The organism is Streptomyces sp. NPDC058796 (genome assembly GCF_042745235.1).
Taxonomy (GTDB): Bacteria; Actinomycetota; Actinomycetes; order Streptomycetales; family Streptomycetaceae; genus Streptomyces.
In genome coordinates this window covers 478,679-496,910 of the sequence record NZ_JBHYOP010000002.1, presented here as the reverse complement: position 1 = coordinate 496,910, position 18,232 = coordinate 478,679, and the positions used below count along the sequence as shown (strand labels likewise).

Here is an 18,232-nt window from a genome sequence, read left to right as displayed (position 1 = left end):
CGCTGTGACGATCAAGGTCGTACGGGGCAACCCCACCCCCGAGGAGCTGGCCGCCGCCCTGGCGGTGGTCCGCGCCCGCGCCGCGACGGCGACCGCCGAGCCGTCCGGCGCCGAGCCCCCGCGCGACGCGTGGTCCGACCCGTCCCGGATCGCGGCCGCCCGCCTGCCCCACCCGGGCCCGGCGTCATGGGGCCGCACTTACTGGCCGGGCTGAGGCGGAACGACCCCCAGGGACGCGGGGAACCGCGCACAGTGGGACAACGGGGGGGCGCCCATTTGAGTACCGCTACTCAGGCGCCCCCTGCCGCTCAGGCCCCACGCTGGTGGCATGCTGTGGTCCGACCCCGAGAACGAGCCGCCCGAAGAGCTGCGCGACATGCAGCACATGCTGCGGCGGCTGAGCGTCCTCCTGGCCACGGCCATGCTGCTGGCGATGATCGTGCTCGGCCTGAGGTGAGCCGCACCGGCACCGGTGGCTAACCTGACCCCATGACCGCTCAGCGCCGCAGGCGACTCGTCCTCGCCTCCCAGTCCCCGGCCCGCCTCGGCCTCCTCCGTCAGGCCGGACTCGTCCCCGAGGTCCTCGTCAGCGGCGTCGACGAGGACGCCGTCACCGCGCCCACCCCGGCCGAGCTCGCCCTGGCCCTCGCCGAGGCGAAGGCCTCCGTCGTGGCCGCCAAGCCCGAGGTGCACGGCGCGCTGGTGATCGGCTGCGACTCGGTGCTGGACCTGGACGGGCAGGCTCTCGGCAAGCCCGCGGACGCCGAGGAGGCCACCGCCCGCTGGAAGGCGATGCGCGGCCGCGCGGGCACCCTCCAGACCGGCCACTGCGTCTGGGACACCGCATCCGGCCGCCACGTCTCGGCCACCGCCTCCACCGTCGTCCGTTTCGGCGAGCCGACCGACGAGGAGATCGCCGCCTACGTGGCCTCCGGCGAGCCCCTGTACGTCGCCGGGGCGTTCACCCTGGACGGCCGCTCGGCCCCGTTCATCGACGGCATCGAGGGCGACCACGGGAACGTGATCGGCCTCAGCCTGCCCCTGCTCCGGCGCCTGCTGGCCCAGCTCGGGGTGGGCATCACTGAGTTGTGGGCGCCGGCGGAGGGCTGACCGGGGAGCCGCCGTCCCCCTTGCCGTCGCCGGTCCGTCCGGCCGCGGCCCCGTCCCGGGCGTCGTAGGTCATCAGCAGCAGCACGATGAGGCCGAGGACGAGGATCATGGCCAGGAAGGCGTGCCGGCCGACCAGGCCCCAGGAGAACGCGCCGAGCAGGCCGTGCACCACGGCCGCGCTGATCAGCAGGATCCGGCCGAGGCCCGCGGGCGACCGGTCGCGCACCGCCACCAGCAGGGCCACCAGCCCGCACAGCGCGAAGTAGAGCCCGAAGACGATCCCGCCGATCTTCGAGGACACGGACATCACGTCCGGGTCGAGACCGGCCAGGGACATGTCCTGGCGGTCGACGACGACCCCGAGGAACCAGTTCAGCCCCGCGACGCCGACCGCCTCCGCGAAGAGCACGACCGCCACGGTCCACGCCACCGGCCTGCGCACTGCCACCGGTCCCCACCCACTTTCGACCGCTGCCGCACACGGCAGCTGTTACCCCAAGTACGTTCGAGACATCCGGAACGCTACTAACGGGTAAACCCCGCGACAAGGGTTCTGCCGCGAGCAAAGAATCATTGGGCCATTCGTAGGGACTCCACAAAGAAACAGAGTGGCCCGCAGCACCCTCTTACAGAGACCTTGCCCACATCGGGGGGCTAGGGTTTCCCCGAAGAGTCCTGCGTATCGCGGTACGACAAGGACTTTCGCGGGTCGAGCGAGCCTCGAATCACGCTCCGTGTGGGCAAGCTCACCATTGGGGACGGGTCGATGTGTCGTGTCGGCAGTCCCTAAACTCGGCTTGTTTCAAGGAGGGAGCCTCAATCGTGCGCAAGGTGCTCATCGCCAACCGTGGCGAAATCGCTGTCCGCGTGGCCCGGGCCTGCCGGGACGCCGGGATCGCGAGCGTGGCCGTCTACGCGGACCCGGACCGGGACGCTCTGCATGTCCGCGTCGCTGATGAGGCGTTCGCCCTGGGTGGTGACACCCCTGCCGCCAGCTATCTGGACATCTCCAAGGTCCTCAAGGCCGCGCGGGAGTCCGGCGCGGACGCCGTCCACCCCGGCTACGGCTTCCTCTCGGAGAACGCCGAGTTCGCGCAGGCGGTCCTGGACGCGGGCCTGATCTGGATCGGCCCGCCGCCGCAGGCCATCCGCGACCTGGGCGACAAGGTCGCCGCCCGGCACATCGCCCAGCGCGCCGGCGCCCCGCTGGTCGCGGGCACCCCCGACCCCGTCTCCGGCGCCGACGAGGTCGTGGCGTTCGCGAAGGAGCACGGCCTGCCGATCGCGATCAAGGCCGCCTTCGGCGGCGGCGGACGCGGTCTGAAGGTCGCCCGCACCCTCGAAGAGGTCCCCGAGCTCTACGACTCCGCCGTGCGCGAGGCCGTGGCCGCCTTCGGACGCGGGGAGTGCTTCGTCGAGCGCTACCTCGACAAGCCCCGGCACGTGGAGACACAGTGCCTGGCCGACCAGCACGGCAACGTGGTCGTCGTCTCCACCCGTGACTGCTCGCTCCAGCGCCGCCACCAGAAGCTCGTCGAGGAGGCCCCCGCGCCCTTCCTCTCCGACGCCCAGGTGGCCGAGCTGTACTCCGCCTCCAAGGCGATCCTCAAGGAGGCCGGCTACGTCGGCGCCGGCACGGTGGAGTTCCTCGTCGGCCTCGACGGCACGATCTCCTTCCTGGAGGTCAACACCCGCCTCCAGGTCGAGCACCCGGTCACCGAGGAAGTCGCCGGCATCGACCTGGTGCGCGAGATGTTCCGCATCGCCGACGGTGAGAAGCTCGGCTACGACGACCCGGTGCTGCGCGGCCACTCCTTCGAGTTCCGCATCAACGGCGAGGACCCCGGCCGGGGCTTCCTCCCCGCCCCCGGCACCGTGACCACCTTCGCCCCGCCGACCGGCCCGGGTGTCCGCCTGGACGCCGGCGTCGAGTCCGGCAGCGTCATCGGCCCGGCCTGGGACTCCCTGCTCGCCAAGCTCGTCGTCACCGGCCGCACCCGCAAGGAGGCCCTGCAGCGCGCCGCCCGCGCCCTGGAGGAGTTCACCGTCGAGGGCATGGCCACCGCCATCCCCTTCCACCGCGCGGTCGTCACCGACCCGGCCTTCGCCCCCGAGCTGACCGGCTCCTCCGACCCGTTCACGGTCCACACCCGCTGGATCGAGACGGAGTTCGTCAACGAGATCAAGCCCTTCACCTCTCCCGCCGACGCGGAGACGGACGAGGAGGCGGGCCGCGAGACGGTGGTCGTCGAGGTCGGCGGCAAGCGCCTGGAGGTGTCCCTCCCGTCCTCGCTCGGCATGAGCCTGGCCCGCACCGGACTGGCGGCAGGCGCCAAGCCCAAGCGCCGCGCGGCCAAGAAGTCCGGCCCCGCCGCCTCCGGCGACACCCTCGCCTCGCCCATGCAGGGCACCATCGTCAAGATCGCCGTGGAAGAGGGCCAGGAGGTCCAGGAGGGCGACCTGATCGTCGTCCTGGAGGCCATGAAGATGGAACAGCCCATCAACGCCCACAAGGCCGGCACCATCAAGGGTCTGGGCGCCGAGGTCGGCGCCTCGGTCACCTCCGGCGCAGCGATCTGCGAGATCAAGGACTGATCACCCGCACCGCGCCACATGACGGGGACGCGACGGACCGTACGGGGGGTCAGCGTCGGCGCAGGTCCGCGACGCGTGCCCGTTCCGCCCCGGCGTTCTGCTCACCCATGGCCGCGGCCGGCCGAAGCCCCGCGGCGGCGCCCGGGACCTGACGGCGTGGCCCCGGAAGCGGCACGTCCCGGCGCTGCTGCTGACGTGCCGGGGCGGATTCACCCCCCGAGGCACCGGGGCCCCCCGCCGCGCCCGCCCCCGCCACGGCGATCTGCACGCCCTGGTCCGCCAGGGCCTGCAGCTCGGTGGCGCAGCGGTCGTCGTGGGCGGGCGGTTCGTCCGTGACCAGGCGGGTGATGACGTCCGTCGGCACGGTCTGGAACATGGTGTCCGTGCCCAGCTTGGAGTGGTCGGCGAGCACCACCACCTCGGCGGCGGCCTGCACCAGCGCGCGGTCGACGGAGGCCGACAGCATGTTGGACGTGGACAGCCCCCGCTCCGCCGTCAGCCCGCTCCCGGACAGGAAGGCCTTGGACACCCGCAGCCCCTGGAGGGACTGCTCGGCGCCCGACCCGACCAGGGCGTAGTTGGATCCCCGGAGCGTGCCTCCGGTCATCACCACCTCGACCCGGTTGGCGTGGGCGAGGGCCTGGGCCACCAGCAGCGAGTTGGTGACGACGGTCAGCCCGGGCACCCGCGCGAGCCGGCGCGCCAGCTCCTGCGTCGTGGTCCCCGCCCCCACCACGATGGCCTCGCCCTCTTCGACGAAGCCCGCGGCGAGGTCGGCGATGGCCGTCTTCTCGGCGGTCGCGAGATGTGACTTCTGCGGAAAGCCGGATTCCCGCGTGAACCCGCCCGGCAATACCGCACCGCCGTGCCGGCGGTCGAGGAGTCCTTCTGCCTCCAGTGCGCGCACGTCCCGCCGTACGGTCACTTCGGAGGTCTGGACGACGCGGGCGAGCTCACGGAGCGACACGGCCCCGTTCGCTCGCACCATTTCGAGGATCAATTGGCGACGTTCTGCAGCGAACACGAAACTGACAGTAACCCCAACGACCGTCTGCTTTCAGCAGTATGCGCCGAATAACAGAAGTTGTTCGCACGGCAGAGGCGGAAGTGGTATACGTGCCTACCCGAGCCGCCTATGCCGTCCGCAAGCGCCGCAACTCCCCGTGACCGGCGGGGATTCGATTCCGGCCGCGACGACCGCCGCTCAGCCCTCCCCGCCGGCCTTCCGCGTGTGCAGCTGCCGCGCGACCTCCGCGATCGACCCCGAAAGAGACGGGTACACGGTGAAGGCGTTCGCGATCTGTTCGACCGTCAGGTTGTTGTCGACCGCGATCGAGATCGGATGAATGAGCTCCGAGGCCCGCGGCGCCACCACGACGCCGCCCACCACGATCTCGGTACCGGGCCGGCAGAAGATCTTGACGAAGCCGTCCCGGATGCCCTGCATCTTGGCGCGCGGGTTGCGCAGCAGGGGCAGCTTCACCACGCGGGCGTCGATCTTGCCGGAGTCGACGTCGGCCTGCGAGTACCCGACGGTGGCGATCTCGGGGTCGGTGAAGACGTTGGCGGACACGGTCTTCAGGTTCAGCGGAGTGACCGCGTCGCCCAGGAAGTGGTACATGGCGATCCGCCCCTGCATGGCGGCCACCGAAGCCAGCGCGAAGACGCCCGTGACGTCACCGGCGGCGTACACGCCGGGAGCCGAGGTCCGCGACACCCGGTCGGTACGGATGTGCCCGGAGTCCTTGAGCCTGACCCCGGCCTCCTCCAGCCCCATCCCCTCCGTGTTGGGAATGGCACCGACGGCCATGAGACAGTGCGACCCGGTGATGACGCGCCCGTCGGCGAGCGTCACCTCCACCCGGTCCCCCACCCGCTTGACCGACTGGGCCCGGGACCGCGACATGACGTTCATGCCCCGCCGCCGGAACACGTCCTCCAGCACAGCCGCCGCGTCCGGGTCCTCTCCGGGCAGCACCCGGTCCCGCGACGACACGAGCGTGACCCGCGACCCGAGCGCCTGATAGGCACCGGCGAACTCGGCACCGGTCACACCCGACCCGACCACGATGAGCTCCTCGGGCAGCTCATCCAGGTCGTACACCTGGGTCCAGTTCAGAATCCGCTCACCGTCGGGCCGCGCGTCCGGCAGCTCCCGCGGATGCCCACCGGTGGCGATGAGCACCGCGTCGGCGGTCAGCGTCTCCTCACTCCCGTCGGCGGCCGCTACCACGACCTTCCGCGACCCGTCGAGGGCCTGCATGCCCTCCAGCCGCCCGCGCCCGCGCATGACCCGCGCCCCCGCGCGCGTCACGGAGGCGGTGATGTCGTGCGACTGCGCCAGCGCGAGCCGCTTCACCCGCCGGTTGACCTTCCCCAGGTCGACGCCCACCACCCGGGCGGCCTGCTCCATGGGCGGGGTGTCGTCGGCGACGATGATCCCCAGCTCCTCGTAGGACGAGTCGAAGGTGGTCATCACCTCAGCCGTGGCGATGAGGGTCTTGGACGGCACGCAGTCGGTCAGCACCGACGCCCCGCCCAGACCGTCGCAGTCGACGACGGTCACCTCCGCGCCGAGCTGAGCGGCCACGAGCGCCGCTTCGTATCCGCCGGGTCCGCCGCCAATGATCACGATCCGAGTCACGTACTCCATTGTCCCGCACCCTTCAACGTCGGGCCGCCCGGGGGCGCAGTCGTTACAAGAACGGCGCGTACCCTCTCCCCATGTCGCTCTACGCCGCGTACGCCGGCAACCTCGACGCGCGGTTGATGACCCGCCGCGCCCCGCACTCGCCGCTGCGCGCGACCGGCTGGCTGAACGGGTGGCGGCTGACCTTCGGGGGCGAGCACATGGGCTGGGAGGGCGCGCTGGCCACCCTCGTGGAGGACCCGATCTCCCAGGTCTTCGTCTCCCTCTACGACATCGCCCCGATGGACGAGGACTCCCTGGACCGCTGGGAGGGCGTGGGCCTGGACATCTACCGCCGCACCCGCGTCCGCGTCCACACCCTGGACGGCGAGGAGCAAGCCTGGACCTACGTCCTGAACGCCTACGAGGGCGGCCTGCCCTCCGCCCGGTACCTGGGCGAGGTGGCGGACGCGGCCGAATCGGCCGGCGCACCCCACGACTACGTCATGGAACTCCGCAAACGCCCCTGCTGACCCCTGCCGGACGAGCCTCTCGTCAGAAACAACAAAACAACAATCACAATCCCGTGAGCTCCGTCATCTACGCGCGTAGGCGTAAACCGGCTACCCTCTTCGGCGTGAACGCATCTCTTCTTCCGGACGACATCCAGGGCGACCCCTACGCCGCCGCCGACGCCGCCGCGGCCCGCCTGCGCGAACTCACCGGCGCCGAGTCCCACGACGTAGCCCTCGTGATGGGCTCCGGCTGGGCACCGGCCGTGGACGCCCTGGGCGCCCCCGAGGCCGAGTTCCAGGTCACCGACCTGCCGGGCTTCCCCAAGCCCGCGGTGGAGGGGCACGGCGGCAAGATCCGCTCGTACGCCCTCGGCGACAAGCGCGCGCTGGTCTTCCTGGGCCGCACCCACTACTACGAGGGCCACGGCGTGGCCGCCGTCTCCCACGGCGTCCGCACCGCCGTCGCCGCCGGTGCCAAGACCGTGGTTCTGACCAACGGCTGCGGCGGCCTGCGCGAGGGCATGCGCCCCGGCCAGCCGGTCCTGATCAGCGACCACATCAACCTCACCGCCACCTCCCCCATCATCGGCGCCAACTTCGTCGACCTCACCGACCTCTACTCCCCCCGCCTGCGGGCCCTGTGCAAGGAGGTCGACCCCACGCTGGAGGAGGGCGTCTACGCCCAGTTCCCCGGCCCGCACTACGAGACGCCGGCCGAGATCCGCATGGCCCGCGTCATCGGGGCCGACCTGGTGGGCATGTCGACGGTCCTGGAGGCGATCGCGGCCCGCGAGGCCGGCGCGGAGGTGCTGGGCATCTCCCTGGTGACCAACCTCGCGGCGGGCATGACGGGGGAGCCGCTGAACCACGAGGAAGTTCTGCAGGCGGGGCGTGATTCCGCCGCACGGATGGGTTCGCTGCTCACGCAGGTACTGGGGCGCCTGTAGTCCTGGGGGCGTTGCCCTCGCGGGGGGGCGCGGGACGGGTGACGTCACCCGGCGTCGCCTTCGCGTCCGGCGACGTCACCCCGGGGGTCACTTCGCCCCCAGCGCGGGTGTGGCCGTCGGGGTGGGTCGCGCGACCCGGCGCTGACGGGGTGCCTCCCCACTCTCGGCTTCGCTCGAACGGGAGGTGCCCCCACCGCCCACCCGTGCCGCCCTGGGGGCACCTCCCAGACCGTCCAGGCACTGGGGGAGGCACGACTGCCCGCAGCTGGGCCGGGACGGCGGCCCGCAGCCCGGCGGCGCCGCGCGGACGGAAGGCCGCGTACGGCGGGAAGGGGACGTGTACGGGGGTGTCCGCCCGCAGCGGTTGGCGCGTCAACGCCGTCCACCCCCGTAGCCGACCGATTCCGCGCCGTTCCGAGGACGGACACCCCCCGGCGCCGCCCCGACCCACAACCCCACCACCGCGCTACCCGCACCCCCACCGAACCCGCACAGGCGCCGCAGGCACCCACACCCACACCACGAGAGGCTGACCGACGTGCACGACGACGACCTCCTCGCCCGGGCCAAGGCATGGCTGGCCGAGGACCCCGACGCGGACACCCGCGCCGAGCTCGCCACGCTCATCGACGCCGAGGACCACACCGAGCTCACCGCGCGCTTCGCCGGCACCCTCCAGTTCGGCACCGCCGGCCTGCGCGGCGAACTCGGTGCCGGCCCCATGCGCATGAACCGCGCCGTCGTCATCCGCGCCGCCGCCGGCCTCGCCGGGTACCTGAAGAAGCAGGGGACCCCCCACGGGGACGGCACAGCCGGCCTCGTCGTCATCGGCTACGACGCCCGCCACAAGTCCGAGGACTTCGCCCGCGACACCGCCGCCGTCATGACCGGCGCCGGCCTGCGCGCGGCCGTCCTCCCCCGCCCCCTGCCCACCCCCGTCCTCGCCTTCGCCATCCGCCACCTCGGCGCCGTCGCCGGCGTTGAGGTCACCGCCAGCCACAACCCGCCCCGCGACAACGGCTACAAGGTGTACCTCGGCGACGGCTCCCAGATCGTGCCCCCGGCCGACGCCGACATCGCCGCCGAGATCGACGCCGTACGCTCCCTGAACGACGTCCCCCGCCCCACCACCGGCTGGCAGACCCTCGGCGACGACGTCCTCGACGCCTACCTCGCCCGCACGGACGCCGTCCTCGCCCCCGACTCCCCCCGTACCGCCCGCACCGTCTACACGGCGATGCACGGCGTCGGCAAGGACACCCTCCTCGCCGCCTTCGCCCGGGCCGGCTTCCCCACCCCCACCCTCGTCACCGAGCAGGCCGACCCCGACCCGGACTTCCCGACCGTCGCCTTCCCCAACCCGGAAGAGCCCGGCGCGATGGACCTCGCCTTCGCGAAGGCCCGCGAGACGACCCCGGCCCCCGACCTGGTCATCGCCAACGATCCCGACGCCGACCGCCTGGCGGTCGCCGTCCCCGAAGGGACCGGTGGCGACTGGCGCATGCTCCGCGGCGACGAGGTCGGCGCCCTCCTCGCCGCCCACCTGGTCACCCGCGGAGCGCACGGCACGTTCGCCGAGTCGATCGTGTCCTCCTCCCTCCTCGGCCGCATCGCCGAGAAGGCGCGCCTCCCGTACGAGGAGACCCTCACCGGCTTCAAGTGGATCGCCCGGGTCGACGGCCTCCGCTACGGCTACGAGGAAGCCCTCGGCTACTGCGTCGACCCGGAGGGTGTCCGCGACAAGGACGGCATCACGGCGGCCCTCCTGATCACGGAGCTGGCCTCCGCCCTCAAGGCCGAGAACCGCACCCTCCTCGACCTCCTCGACGACATCGCCGTCGAGCACGGCCTGCACGCCACCGACCAGCTCTCGGTACGGGTCGAGGACCTCTCCCTGATCGCCGCCGCCATGCGCCGCCTTCGCGAACAGCCCCCGACCCACCTGGCCGGCCTGCCCGTCACGAACGCGGAGGACCTCACCCGGGGCACGGGCACGCTTCCGCCCACGGACGGCCTGCGCTACACGCTCGACGGCGCCCGGGTGATCGTCCGCCCGAGCGGTACGGAGCCGAAGCTGAAGTGCTACCTGGAGGTGGTGGTCCCGGTCTCGGCGCACGCCGACCTCCCGGAGGCCCGCGCGACGGCCAGGGACCGGCTGACGGCGCTCAAGCAGGACCTGTCGACGGCCGCGGGCATCTGACCTCACCGACCGCACGTCCCCTCCCCCCCCCCCGTACGTCACCCGATCCCCACGGGGTGCCCCACCCGGCGGCACCCCATCGGGTGACATCCCGCGGCTCTTTGACGCACCCTCGCCTTACCTGGACGCCCTCCGGGCAACGGTGGACCGGAACAGCACCGCCGAGAGCCAGGGAGCCGCCGCCGTGTCCTCGACCGCGCCCAAGACCACCCCAAACGGACACATCCCCGGCACCCGACGCCCTCGGACCCCGCCCACCTCCACGCCGCCCCACGCCCAGCAGGCCCGCGCCCGGCACCTCCTGCACACCGCGCGCGAAGCCGCCCGGTACGCCGCCCCCGCCCTCGCCGCCTACCTCGCCGTACGCCTGACGGGTCTCGCGGTACTCGCCTTCTGGGCCCCCCGCCGTCACCAGGACCTGTGGGTCAACCTGGCCGCGCAGTGGGACTCGGACTGGTACCTGGGCATCGCCGAACACGGCTACACCGACGAGCTCGGCACCACCCCCAACGCCAACAACCTGGCGTTCTTCCCGCTCTATCCCGTCCTGGTGAAGGCGGTGGCGGTCCTGACGCCCGGCTCCCGCGCCTCCACGGGCCTCGGCCTGGCGGTCGTCGCCTCGCTCGTCGCGGCCTGGGGCATCTTCGCCGTGGGCGACCGCCTGCACGGCCGCCGCGTCGGCGTGCTGCTGACCACGCTGTGGGCGGCGTTCCCGGTCGGCGCGGTGCAGTGGATGGGCTACACCGAGTCACTGTTCACGGCGTGCGCGGCGTGGTCGCTGTACGCGGTGCTGACGGGCCGCTGGCTGTGGGCGGCCGGCTGCGCCGCGCTGGCGGGTCTGACCCGCCCGACCGGCATCGCGGTGGCGGCCGCGGTCACGGTGACGGCCCTGCTGCACCTCGCCCGGCACCGGGCCCTGACCCCGCGCGTCGTCGCGGCCGCGGTCCTGGCGCCGCTCGGCTGGTGCGCGTACCTCGCCTGGGTGGGGCTGCGGCTGGGCCGCTGGGACGGCTACTTCGCGGTACAGCGGCTCTGGTACAACGAGCTGGACGGCGGCCTGCGCACCCTGCACCAGTTCCGGTGGCTGCTGTGGCGCGACCCGACCCCGCAGCTGTTCCTGGTGATGGTGACGCTCACGCTGGTCGGGGCGGTGGTGCTGTTCGGCCTGTCGGCGTGGGACCGCCAGCCGCCCGCGCTGCTGGTCTACACGGGCGTGATGCTGGTGATCGTGCTGGGCAGCGGGGGCGTCTACTTCCCGCGCGCCCGGTTCCTGCTCCCGGCCTTCCCACTGCTCCTGCCGCTGGCCCTGCACCTGTCCCGCGCCTCCCGGCGCCACCGCGCGCTAGTGCTGACGGCAGCGGTCCTGGGCTCGGCCTACTGCGGTGCGTACATGCTCCTGGTCTGGTCGGCGGCGCCTTGACGCACCCGGCCAGGGTCACCCCGCGCCCGAGCCCGCCCCGACCACCACCGCAACCATCAATCAACAACCGACAACCGACAACCATCATCCGACGGCCATCAGCACCGCCAACAGCACCGCCCCGACCACCACCGGCGCGACGATCTCGTAGGCCCACCGCACCGTCACCTCGCCCTGCGAGGTCTTGGCCGGCTTGCGTGCCTCCAACAGGTCGCGCAGCTCGTCCATGATCTTGTCGGCCTCGGCGCGCACCGGCCGGTCCACCGCCGCGTCCGGCTCCGCGCCGTCGATGTCGGCCTTGGCCCCGAACTGCCCGAAGCCGCCGAGCACGCGCCCCCGCCCCCGGCCGGCCCCGGCGGCCCGCCGTGCCTCCTGCCGTGCCGCCTTCTTGCGGCCGCGCAGCGAGACGGGGATGGACCACAGCTGGTACTTGTCGCCGCTCTCCGTGAGGACCTCGTTTGAGTACGCCGACCGGAACGAGGCGACCTGCCCCCAGGGCACCACGATCACGCGGAACGGATTGCGCACGCGCAGCCGGTCGTCGTTGGCGAAGACGGCGGGCCGCACGGTGTAGGTGGCGATGAGCGGCACGAGGAACAGCAGCGCCGCGAGCGCCAGCCAAGGGGTGCGCCCCTCCCCGGCGACCACGGCGTCGATACCGAGCCAGAGGGCGAGGGCGAGCAGCAGAACGCCACCGGCGATGCCTGCGGGCGAGCGGTAGACCCGGTCCTTGGACACGGGTACCGGAGGCTGCGGCGACGGTGACTGGGGCTCCGGGGTCGTCATGCAGCCGATTGTGCCCGACGCCACGCACGGGGCTGACGCACGGGGCTGGCAGGCGGTGCCGGACCGCGCTCACCGGCCGTGCCGCCCCTTGGACAACCACGGGACGACCGCGGAACAACCGCACGGGACTGTACAGCCGCTACGCGCGTAGATATGCTCGCCTGGTGACCATGCCCACCACTGCATCCGCTGCTCCCGCACACGGACTCGCCGACGTCACCGCGTCCGACAGCACGCTGCGCCGCTTCCTCCACGGGCTGCCCGGCGTCGACGCGGTCGGCCTGGAGGCGCGCGCCGCCTCGCTCGGCACCCGTTCGATCAAGACCACCGCGAAGGCGTACGCCCTCGACCTCGCCATCTCGATGGTCGACCTGACGACGCTGGAAGGCGCGGACACCCCGGGCAAGGTCCGGGCGCTCGGCGCGAAGGCGGCCCACCCCGACCCGACCGACCGCACCGCCCCCACCACGGCTGCCGTCTGCGTCTACCCCGACATGGTGCCCGCCGCCAAGGAGGCCGTCGCCGGCTCGGGCGTGAAGGTCGCCTCGGTCGCCACGGCGTTCCCGGCGGGCCGCGCCTCGCTCGCCGTCAAGCTGGCCGACGTGCGCGAGGCCGTGGCGGCGGGCGCCGACGAGGTCGACATGGTCATCGACCGCGGCGCCTTCCTCGCGGGGAACTACATGAAGGTGTACGACGAGATCAGCGCCGTGCGCGAGGCCTGCGGCACGTCCGCCCGTCTGAAGGTCATCTTCGAGACCGGCGAACTGTCGACGTACGACAACATCCGCCGCGCGAGCTGGCTCGGCATGCTGGCCGGGGCCGACTTCATCAAGACCTCCACCGGCAAGGTCGCGGTGAACGCCACGCCCGCCAACACCCTCCTCATGCTGGAGGCGGTCCGCGACTTCCGCGCCCAGACCGGCGTCCAGGTCGGTGTGAAACCGGCCGGCGGCATCCGTACCGCCAAGGACGCGATCAAGTTCCTGGTCCTGGTCAACGAGACCGCGGGCGAGGACTGGCTGGACAACCACTGGTTCCGCTTCGGCGCCTCCTCGCTTCTGAACGACCTGCTGATGCAGCGCCAGAAGCTGGCCACCGGCCGCTACTCCGGCCCCGACTACGTGACGGTGGACTGATCACCATGGCACCTGTTTTCGAGTACGCACCGGCGCCCGAGTCGCGCGCGGTCGTCGACATCGCGCCCTCGTACGGCCTGTTCATCGACGGCGAGTTCACCGAGGCCGCCGACGGCAAGGTCTTCAAGACGGTCTCCCCCTCGACCGAGGAGGTTCTCTCCGAGGTCGCCGAGGCGGGTGAGGCGGACGTCGACCGTGCCGTAAAGGCCGCCCGCAAGGCCTTCGAGAAGTGGTCGGCGCTGCCCGGCTCCGAGCGCGCGAAGTACCTCTTCCGCATCGCCCGGATCATCCAGGAGCGCAGCCGCGAGCTGGCCGTCCTGGAGACCCTGGACAACGGCAAGCCGATCAGGGAGACCCGCGACGCGGACCTCCCCCTGGTCGCCGCGCACTTCTTCTACTACGCGGGCTGGGCCGACAAGCTCGACCACGCCGGCTACGGCGCGAACCCGCGCCCGCTCGGCGTCGCCGGCCAGGTCATCCCCTGGAACTTCCCGCTCCTGATGCTGGCGTGGAAGATCGCCCCGGCGCTCGCGACGGGCAACACGGTCGTCCTCAAGCCCGCCGAGACGACCCCGCTGTCCGCCCTGTTCTTCGCGGACATCTGCCGCCAGGCCGGTCTCCCCAAGGGCGTCGTCAACATCATCACCGGTGACGGCCGCGCCGGAGCGGCGCTGATCGCCCACCCGGACGTGAACAAGGTCGCCTTCACCGGCTCCACGGCCGTCGGCAAGGAGATCGCGCGCACGGTCGCGGGCACCCGCAAGAAGCTGACGCTCGAACTGGGCGGCAAGGGCGCGAACATCGTCTTCGACGACGCCCCGATCGACCAGGCCGTCGAGGGCATCGTCAACGGCATCTTCTTCAACCAGGGCCAGGTCTGCTGCGCGGGCTCCCGTCTCCTGGTCCAGGAGTCGATCCACGACGAACTCCTCGACTCCCTCAAGCGCAGGCTCTCCACCCTCCGCCTCGGCGACCCGCTGGACAAGAACACCGACATCGGCGCGATCAACTCCGCCGAGCAGCTGGCCCGGATCACCGCGCTCGCCGACCAGGGCGAGGCCGAGGGCGCCGAGCGCTGGTCCCCGGCCTGCGAACTCCCTTCGACCGGCTACTGGTTCGCCCCGACGCTCTTCACGAACGTCACCCAGGCGCACACGGTCGCCCGCGACGAGATCTTCGGCCCGGTCCTGTCCGTCCTCACCTTCCGTACGCCGGACGAGGCGGTCGCCAAGGCCAACAACACGCCGTACGGCCTGTCGGCCGGCATCTGGACGGAGAAGGGCTCGCGCATCCTGGCGGTCGCGAACAAGCTCCGCGCGGGCGTGATCTGGTCCAACACGTTCAACAAGTTCGACCCGACCTCGCCGTTCGGCGGCTACAAGGAGTCGGGCTTCGGCCGCGAGGGCGGCCGCCACGGCCTGGAGGCGTACCTCGATGTCTGACCGACTCAGCGTGCTGAAGACCTACAAGCTGTACGTCGGCGGGAAGTTCCCGCGTTCCGAGAGCGGCCGGGTGTACGAGGTGACCGACGCAAAGGGCAAGTGGCTGGCGAACGCCCCGCTCTCCTCCCGCAAGGACGCCCGCGACGCGGTGGTCGCCGCGCGCAAGGCGTTCGGCGGCTGGTCCGGCGCGACGGCGTACAACCGCGGCCAGATCCTCTACCGCATCGCCGAGATGCTGGAGGGCCGCCGCGACCAGTACGTCGCGGAGGTCGCCGACGCCGAGGGCCTGTCGAAGTCGAAGGCGGCGGCGCAGGTGGACGCCGCGATCGACCGTTGGGTCTGGTACGCGGGCTGGACCGACAAGATCGCCCAGGTGGTCGGCGGCGGCAACCCGGTCGCGGGTCCCTTCTTCAACCTCTCCTCCCCGGAGCCGACCGGCGTCGTCGCCGTCCTGGCCCCGCAGGAGTCGTCGTTCCTGGGTCTGGTCTCGGTCGTCGCCCCGGTCATCGCGACCGGCAACACGGCGGTCGTGGTGGCGTCGGAGAAGTCGCCCCTCCCCGCCCTCTCCCTGGGCGAGGTCCTGGCCACCTCCGACCTCCCCGGCGGCGTGGTCAACATCCTCTCCGGCCGTACGGCGGAGATCGCCACGCCCCTCGCCGCCCACCAGGACGTCAACGCGATCGACCTCGCGGGCGCCGACGAGACGCTGGCGAAGGAGCTGGAGATCGCGGCGGCCGACAACCTCAAGCGCGTCCTGCGTCCACAGCCTGTGGACGACGCGGGCTGGTCGGCGACACCGGGCACCGACCGCATGACGGCGTTCCTGGAGACGAAGACGGTCTGGCACCCGACGGGCTCGCTGGGCGCGTCGGGTTCGTCGTACTGAGCCGCCACGTCACCGCGACCGAGCCGCGCCCTCCCACCGTCCGGGGAGGGCGCGGCTCTTCGTTTCAGTCCATCGCCGGTACGCAGCCCCGCCCAGGACGGCGTGATCCGCATTGTCGTAACCCACCGCGGCCGAACCGCCTGACCCCTCGCCGGGCCGGTGGCGTCAGCGCAGCAGTTCCGTCGCCTGCCCCACCACCGGCACGGCGCCCAACGACTGCGCCTGGGCGACCGGCCCCGTCAGGGCCGTCGAGGCCAGCGGCTGGAAGTCGGCGACCTTCGTGCCGACGCCGTTGTCCAGCGGGTCGACGCCGGTACCGGCCAACGGGTTGGGCTTGAGGTCGGCGACCGGGCCGGTGACGTAGCCGACGATGCCGGTCACGGCCTGGACGCCCGCCTGCGGGTCGATGTTGCCCATCGAGGTGGGGCGGGTGTGGGCCAGGCCGGCGATCGTCTCGCCGCCGCCTTCCGCCGCGGAGGCCGTGGCCGCACCCGCCCCCAGGGCGGCCCCTGCGGTCGCGAGCAGAACCAGGGCACGGTGGACGGTGGTGGTGCAGGGGGATGCGTGTCGGGCCATCGGTGAGCCACCTCTTGGTGTGGATTGCTACGGACTGCCCTGATAACAGCGCACACCGTGATCAGGTCACCGCGCAGTGCGATCGGGATGTGACGCGTGCGGCAAAGTCCGCCCGCGGGGTCGTACGGCGGCCGTTCGATGCCTCAGACTGGTGTCCCGTGAGCTCCCATCCGCCCATACCGACGCGAGTCGTGCTGCTCTGCGGCCCTTCCGGCTCCGGCAAGTCCCTCCTCGCCGCCCACTCCGGCCTTCCGGTGCTGCGGCTCGACGACTTCTACAAGGAGGGCACCGACCCGACGCTGCCGCTGGTGCCGCACAGCTCCGACATCGACTGGGACCACCCGGGCTCGTGGGACGCGGACGCGGCCGTCGCCGCGATCACGGAGCTGTGCCGGTCGGGCCGTACGCGGGTGCCCGTCTACGACATCTCGCTCAGCGCGCGCACCGGCGAGGAGGCCGTCGACATCGGGCGCGGCCCGCTGTTCCTCGCGGAGGGGATCTTCGCCGCCGAACTCGTGGCGCGCTGCCGGGAGCTGGGTGTCCTGGCCGACGCGCTGTGTCTGAGCCGCGGTCCGGTGACAACCTTCCGCCGCCGCTTCGTGCGGGACCTGCGGGAGAGCCGCAAGTCGGTGCCGTTCCTGCTGCGCCGCGGCTGGCGGCTGATGCGGCAGGAACGGTCGCTCATCGCGCGGCAGACGGCCCTGGGCGCGTACGCCTGCGACCGGGACGAGGCGATGGGCCGGCTGGCGGCTGCGGCGGCGGGGCGGTGCGCCACAGCGCGTACGGCGGTGTAGCGCGCCCCCCCCCGCATCCCCGTACTCCGTACCCCGCACACGCGAGAGCGGGACTGGACGGACCCCCCGGCCCTCCAGTCCCGCTCTCTTCCCCCGTGTCCCCCGTGTCCCCCGTCCCCCCGTTGTTCCCCCGTGGTGCTTCCCCGTGAGTAAGAGCCCGGCCCCCTCCCCCTGATACACCCCGGCTCGAACTTTTTTTCACGGGTCCTAGCGGGGGTCCCCCCGGACCCCCGGCCTTCAGGCGACGAGTTCGCCGAAGGCGTCCTCCCGGTCACGGCCGAAGCTGAGGACCTCGTCGTCGCGCAGCCGGCGGAGCGACCGCCAGATGCTGGACTTCACCGTGCCGACACTGATGCCGAGGATGTCCGCGATCTCCGGGTCCGTGCGGCCCTCGTAGTAGCGCAGGACCAGCATGGTGCGCTGGAGCTCGGGCAGCCGGGCCAGCGCCTGCCACAGGACCGTGCGCAGTTCGGTGCCGCGCATCGCGTCCGTGTCGCCGGGCGCCTCCGGCAGTTCCTCGGTCGGGTACTCGTTGAGCTTGCGGCGCCGCCAGGCGCTGATGTGCAGGTTCGTCATGGTGCGGCGGAGGTATCCGCCGACCGCGGCCTTGTCGCTGATCCGGTCCCACGCCCGGTAGGTCGAGAACAGCGCGCTCTGCAGCAGGTCCTCGGCCTCGAAGCGGTCGCCGGTCAGGTGGTAGGCGGTGGCGTACAGGGAGGCTCGGCGCTCCTGGACGTAGGCGGTGAACTCCGCCTCCGACAGCGAGCGGCGCTCCCCCTCGGCCTCCCCGTACGCCGTTCCCCCGTGCGATCCCCCCTGGGTCCCCCCCTTGGCGGCGTCCACCACCGTCATGTAGGTGGCGTGCTGCCGCCCGGTGCCGCGAGCGCACCCCCGCCCGCTCACGGCACCGGACTTCTCCGAAGACCGGTGTGTGTGCACGTCGTGCAGACGCGTGACCACTGCGCTGGTGCTGGTGCCGTGCAGCGTGTTCATCTCGCGCCTCCCGTCGTGGACTTCCGGTGTTGCCTGTGCCGAAAATCTTGCCGGGGCGACTTCATGGCCGTGTCCGCCGACTGTCACAGACCTGTCACAGGGGTCCGTCACCGGTACCGCACGGTTCCTTCACAGGCTCCGGCGGCAGGGCGGGCGCCGTTGTGGACCCACAGGTCGAACCGCACCCCCTCCATGGGCCAGAA

General features: G+C 72.1%; 18 protein-coding genes. 12 read left to right on the top strand and 6 right to left on the bottom strand.

The window, feature by feature from the left end:
- Positions 1-4: 4 nt before the first annotated feature.
- The 3 genes from ACFW47_RS07585 to ACFW47_RS07575 all read left to right on the top strand — a co-directional run bounded on the left by ACFW47_RS07585 (position 5) and on the right by ACFW47_RS07575 (position 1,110).
- A complete protein-coding gene (locus ACFW47_RS07585; protein WP_386287120.1) occupies positions 5-214 on the top strand; it encodes an acyl-CoA carboxylase epsilon subunit in 210 nt (69 codons plus the stop codon).
- 114 nt (positions 215-328) lie between these two features.
- Positions 329-457 carry a morphogenic membrane protein MmpB gene (mmpB, locus tag ACFW47_RS07580; protein ID WP_079187310.1) on the top strand — a complete coding sequence of 43 codons (129 nt, stop codon included), beginning with the start codon at positions 329-331 and terminating at the stop codon, positions 455-457.
- A gap of 32 nt (positions 458-489) precedes the next feature.
- Positions 490-1,110: a nucleoside triphosphate pyrophosphatase gene (locus ACFW47_RS07575; RefSeq protein ID WP_386287122.1), complete on the top strand. Its 621-nt coding sequence runs from the start codon at positions 490-492 to the stop codon at positions 1,108-1,110.
- On the opposite strand, the gene ACFW47_RS07570 is transcribed toward ACFW47_RS07575, so the two are convergent.
- Positions 1,079-1,558, bottom strand: a complete 480-nt coding sequence (locus ACFW47_RS07570) for a hypothetical protein (RefSeq protein WP_386305116.1) — start codon at positions 1,556-1,558, stop codon at positions 1,079-1,081. The genes ACFW47_RS07575 and ACFW47_RS07570 overlap by 32 nt on opposite strands.
- A 374-nt stretch (positions 1,559-1,932) precedes the next feature.
- Here ACFW47_RS07570 and ACFW47_RS07565 point away from each other — a divergent pair, with 374 nt between their 5' ends.
- On the top strand, positions 1,933-3,705 hold the full coding sequence (locus ACFW47_RS07565) for an acetyl/propionyl/methylcrotonyl-CoA carboxylase subunit alpha (RefSeq protein ID WP_386287126.1): 1,773 nt from the start codon (positions 1,933-1,935) through the stop codon (positions 3,703-3,705).
- Positions 3,706-3,754: 49 nt separating this feature from the next.
- Here the strand turns inward: ACFW47_RS07565 and ACFW47_RS07560 are convergent, their stop codons facing one another.
- Positions 3,755-4,729, bottom strand: coding sequence for a DeoR/GlpR family DNA-binding transcription regulator (locus tag ACFW47_RS07560; RefSeq protein ID WP_386287128.1), 975 nt, complete (start codon positions 4,727-4,729; stop codon positions 3,755-3,757).
- A gap of 180 nt (positions 4,730-4,909) precedes the next feature.
- Entirely contained in the window at positions 4,910-6,358 is a 1,449-nt protein-coding gene (locus ACFW47_RS07555) for an NAD(P)H-quinone dehydrogenase (protein ID WP_386287130.1), read from the bottom strand.
- 71 nt (positions 6,359-6,429) lie between these two features.
- On the opposite strand from ACFW47_RS07555, the gene ACFW47_RS07550 reads away from it, so the two are divergent.
- From ACFW47_RS07550 to ACFW47_RS07535, 4 genes are all read left to right on the top strand, one after another.
- Positions 6,430-6,867, top strand: a complete 438-nt coding sequence (locus ACFW47_RS07550) for a gamma-glutamylcyclotransferase (RefSeq protein WP_386287132.1) — start codon at positions 6,430-6,432, stop codon at positions 6,865-6,867.
- Between the two features lie 104 nt (positions 6,868-6,971).
- The gene (locus ACFW47_RS07545) at positions 6,972-7,796 is read left to right on the top strand and encodes a purine-nucleoside phosphorylase (protein ID WP_382719093.1); all 825 of its coding nucleotides are present in this window, start codon (positions 6,972-6,974) and stop codon (positions 7,794-7,796) included.
- A 529-nt stretch (positions 7,797-8,325) separates the two neighbouring features.
- Positions 8,326-9,996, top strand: coding sequence for a phospho-sugar mutase (locus tag ACFW47_RS07540; protein ID WP_386305239.1), 1,671 nt, complete (start codon positions 8,326-8,328; stop codon positions 9,994-9,996).
- Positions 9,997-10,180: 184 nt separating this feature from the next.
- Positions 10,181-11,416 carry a hypothetical protein gene (locus ACFW47_RS07535; protein WP_386287134.1) on the top strand — a complete coding sequence of 412 codons (1,236 nt, stop codon included), beginning with the start codon at positions 10,181-10,183 and terminating at the stop codon, positions 11,414-11,416.
- Positions 11,417-11,500: 84 nt separating this feature from the next.
- Here the strand turns inward: ACFW47_RS07535 and ACFW47_RS07530 are convergent, their stop codons facing one another.
- On the bottom strand, positions 11,501-12,202 hold the full coding sequence (locus tag ACFW47_RS07530) for a PH domain-containing protein (RefSeq protein WP_386305114.1): 702 nt from the start codon (positions 12,200-12,202) through the stop codon (positions 11,501-11,503).
- 170 nt (positions 12,203-12,372) lie between these two features.
- Between ACFW47_RS07530 and deoC the strand changes: the two genes are divergently transcribed.
- Genes deoC through ACFW47_RS07515 form a run of 3 tightly spaced genes read left to right on the top strand, consistent with a single transcriptional unit; the run spans position 12,373 to position 15,666 of the window.
- Entirely contained in the window at positions 12,373-13,338 is a 966-nt protein-coding gene (gene deoC, locus ACFW47_RS07525) for a deoxyribose-phosphate aldolase (RefSeq protein WP_386287138.1), read from the top strand.
- A 5-nt stretch (positions 13,339-13,343) separates the two neighbouring features.
- Entirely contained in the window at positions 13,344-14,780 is a 1,437-nt protein-coding gene (locus ACFW47_RS07520; RefSeq protein ID WP_386305112.1) for an aldehyde dehydrogenase family protein, read from the top strand.
- Positions 14,773-15,666, top strand: a complete 894-nt coding sequence (locus ACFW47_RS07515) for an aldehyde dehydrogenase family protein (RefSeq protein ID WP_386305111.1) — start codon at positions 14,773-14,775, stop codon at positions 15,664-15,666. The genes ACFW47_RS07520 and ACFW47_RS07515 overlap by 8 nt, the downstream gene beginning before the upstream one ends.
- A 165-nt stretch (positions 15,667-15,831) precedes the next feature.
- Here the strand turns inward: ACFW47_RS07515 and ACFW47_RS07510 are convergent, their stop codons facing one another.
- On the bottom strand, positions 15,832-16,242 hold the full coding sequence (locus ACFW47_RS07510; RefSeq protein ID WP_386305109.1) for a hypothetical protein: 411 nt from the start codon (positions 16,240-16,242) through the stop codon (positions 15,832-15,834).
- Between the two features lie 191 nt (positions 16,243-16,433).
- Here ACFW47_RS07510 and ACFW47_RS07505 point away from each other — a divergent pair, with 191 nt between their 5' ends.
- Positions 16,434-17,036, top strand: coding sequence for a uridine kinase (locus ACFW47_RS07505; protein WP_386287212.1), 603 nt, complete (start codon positions 16,434-16,436; stop codon positions 17,034-17,036).
- Positions 17,037-17,273: 237 nt separating this feature from the next.
- On the opposite strand, the gene ACFW47_RS07500 is transcribed toward ACFW47_RS07505, so the two are convergent.
- Positions 17,274-18,029, bottom strand: a complete 756-nt coding sequence (locus ACFW47_RS07500; protein ID WP_386287145.1) for a SigE family RNA polymerase sigma factor — start codon at positions 18,027-18,029, stop codon at positions 17,274-17,276.
- Between the last annotated feature and the right edge of the window lie 203 nt (positions 18,030-18,232).

Bases quoted from the DNA above. Each gene is read 5' to 3' on its own strand.
- mmpB (WP_079187310.1), top strand. From the start codon at position 329: ATGCTGTGGTCCGACCCCGAGAACGAGCCGCCCGAAGAGCTGCGCGAC.
- ACFW47_RS07575 (WP_386287122.1), top strand. From the start codon at position 490: ATGACCGCTCAGCGCCGCAGGCGACTCGTCCTCGCCTCCCAGTCCCCG.
- ACFW47_RS07555 (WP_386287130.1), bottom strand. From the start codon at position 6,358: ATGGAGTACGTGACTCGGATCGTGATCATTGGCGGCGGACCCGGCGGA.
- ACFW47_RS07550 (WP_386287132.1), top strand. From the start codon at position 6,430: ATGTCGCTCTACGCCGCGTACGCCGGCAACCTCGACGCGCGGTTGATG.
- ACFW47_RS07530 (WP_386305114.1), bottom strand. From the start codon at position 12,202: ATGACGACCCCGGAGCCCCAGTCACCGTCGCCGCAGCCTCCGGTACCC.
- deoC (WP_386287138.1), top strand. From the start codon at position 12,373: ATGCCCACCACTGCATCCGCTGCTCCCGCACACGGACTCGCCGACGTC.
- ACFW47_RS07520 (WP_386305112.1), top strand. From the start codon at position 13,344: ATGGCACCTGTTTTCGAGTACGCACCGGCGCCCGAGTCGCGCGCGGTC.
- ACFW47_RS07515 (WP_386305111.1), top strand. From the start codon at position 14,773: ATGTCTGACCGACTCAGCGTGCTGAAGACCTACAAGCTGTACGTCGGC.
- ACFW47_RS07510 (WP_386305109.1), bottom strand. From the start codon at position 16,242: ATGGCCCGACACGCATCCCCCTGCACCACCACCGTCCACCGTGCCCTG.
- ACFW47_RS07500 (WP_386287145.1), bottom strand. From the start codon at position 18,029: ATGAACACGCTGCACGGCACCAGCACCAGCGCAGTGGTCACGCGTCTG.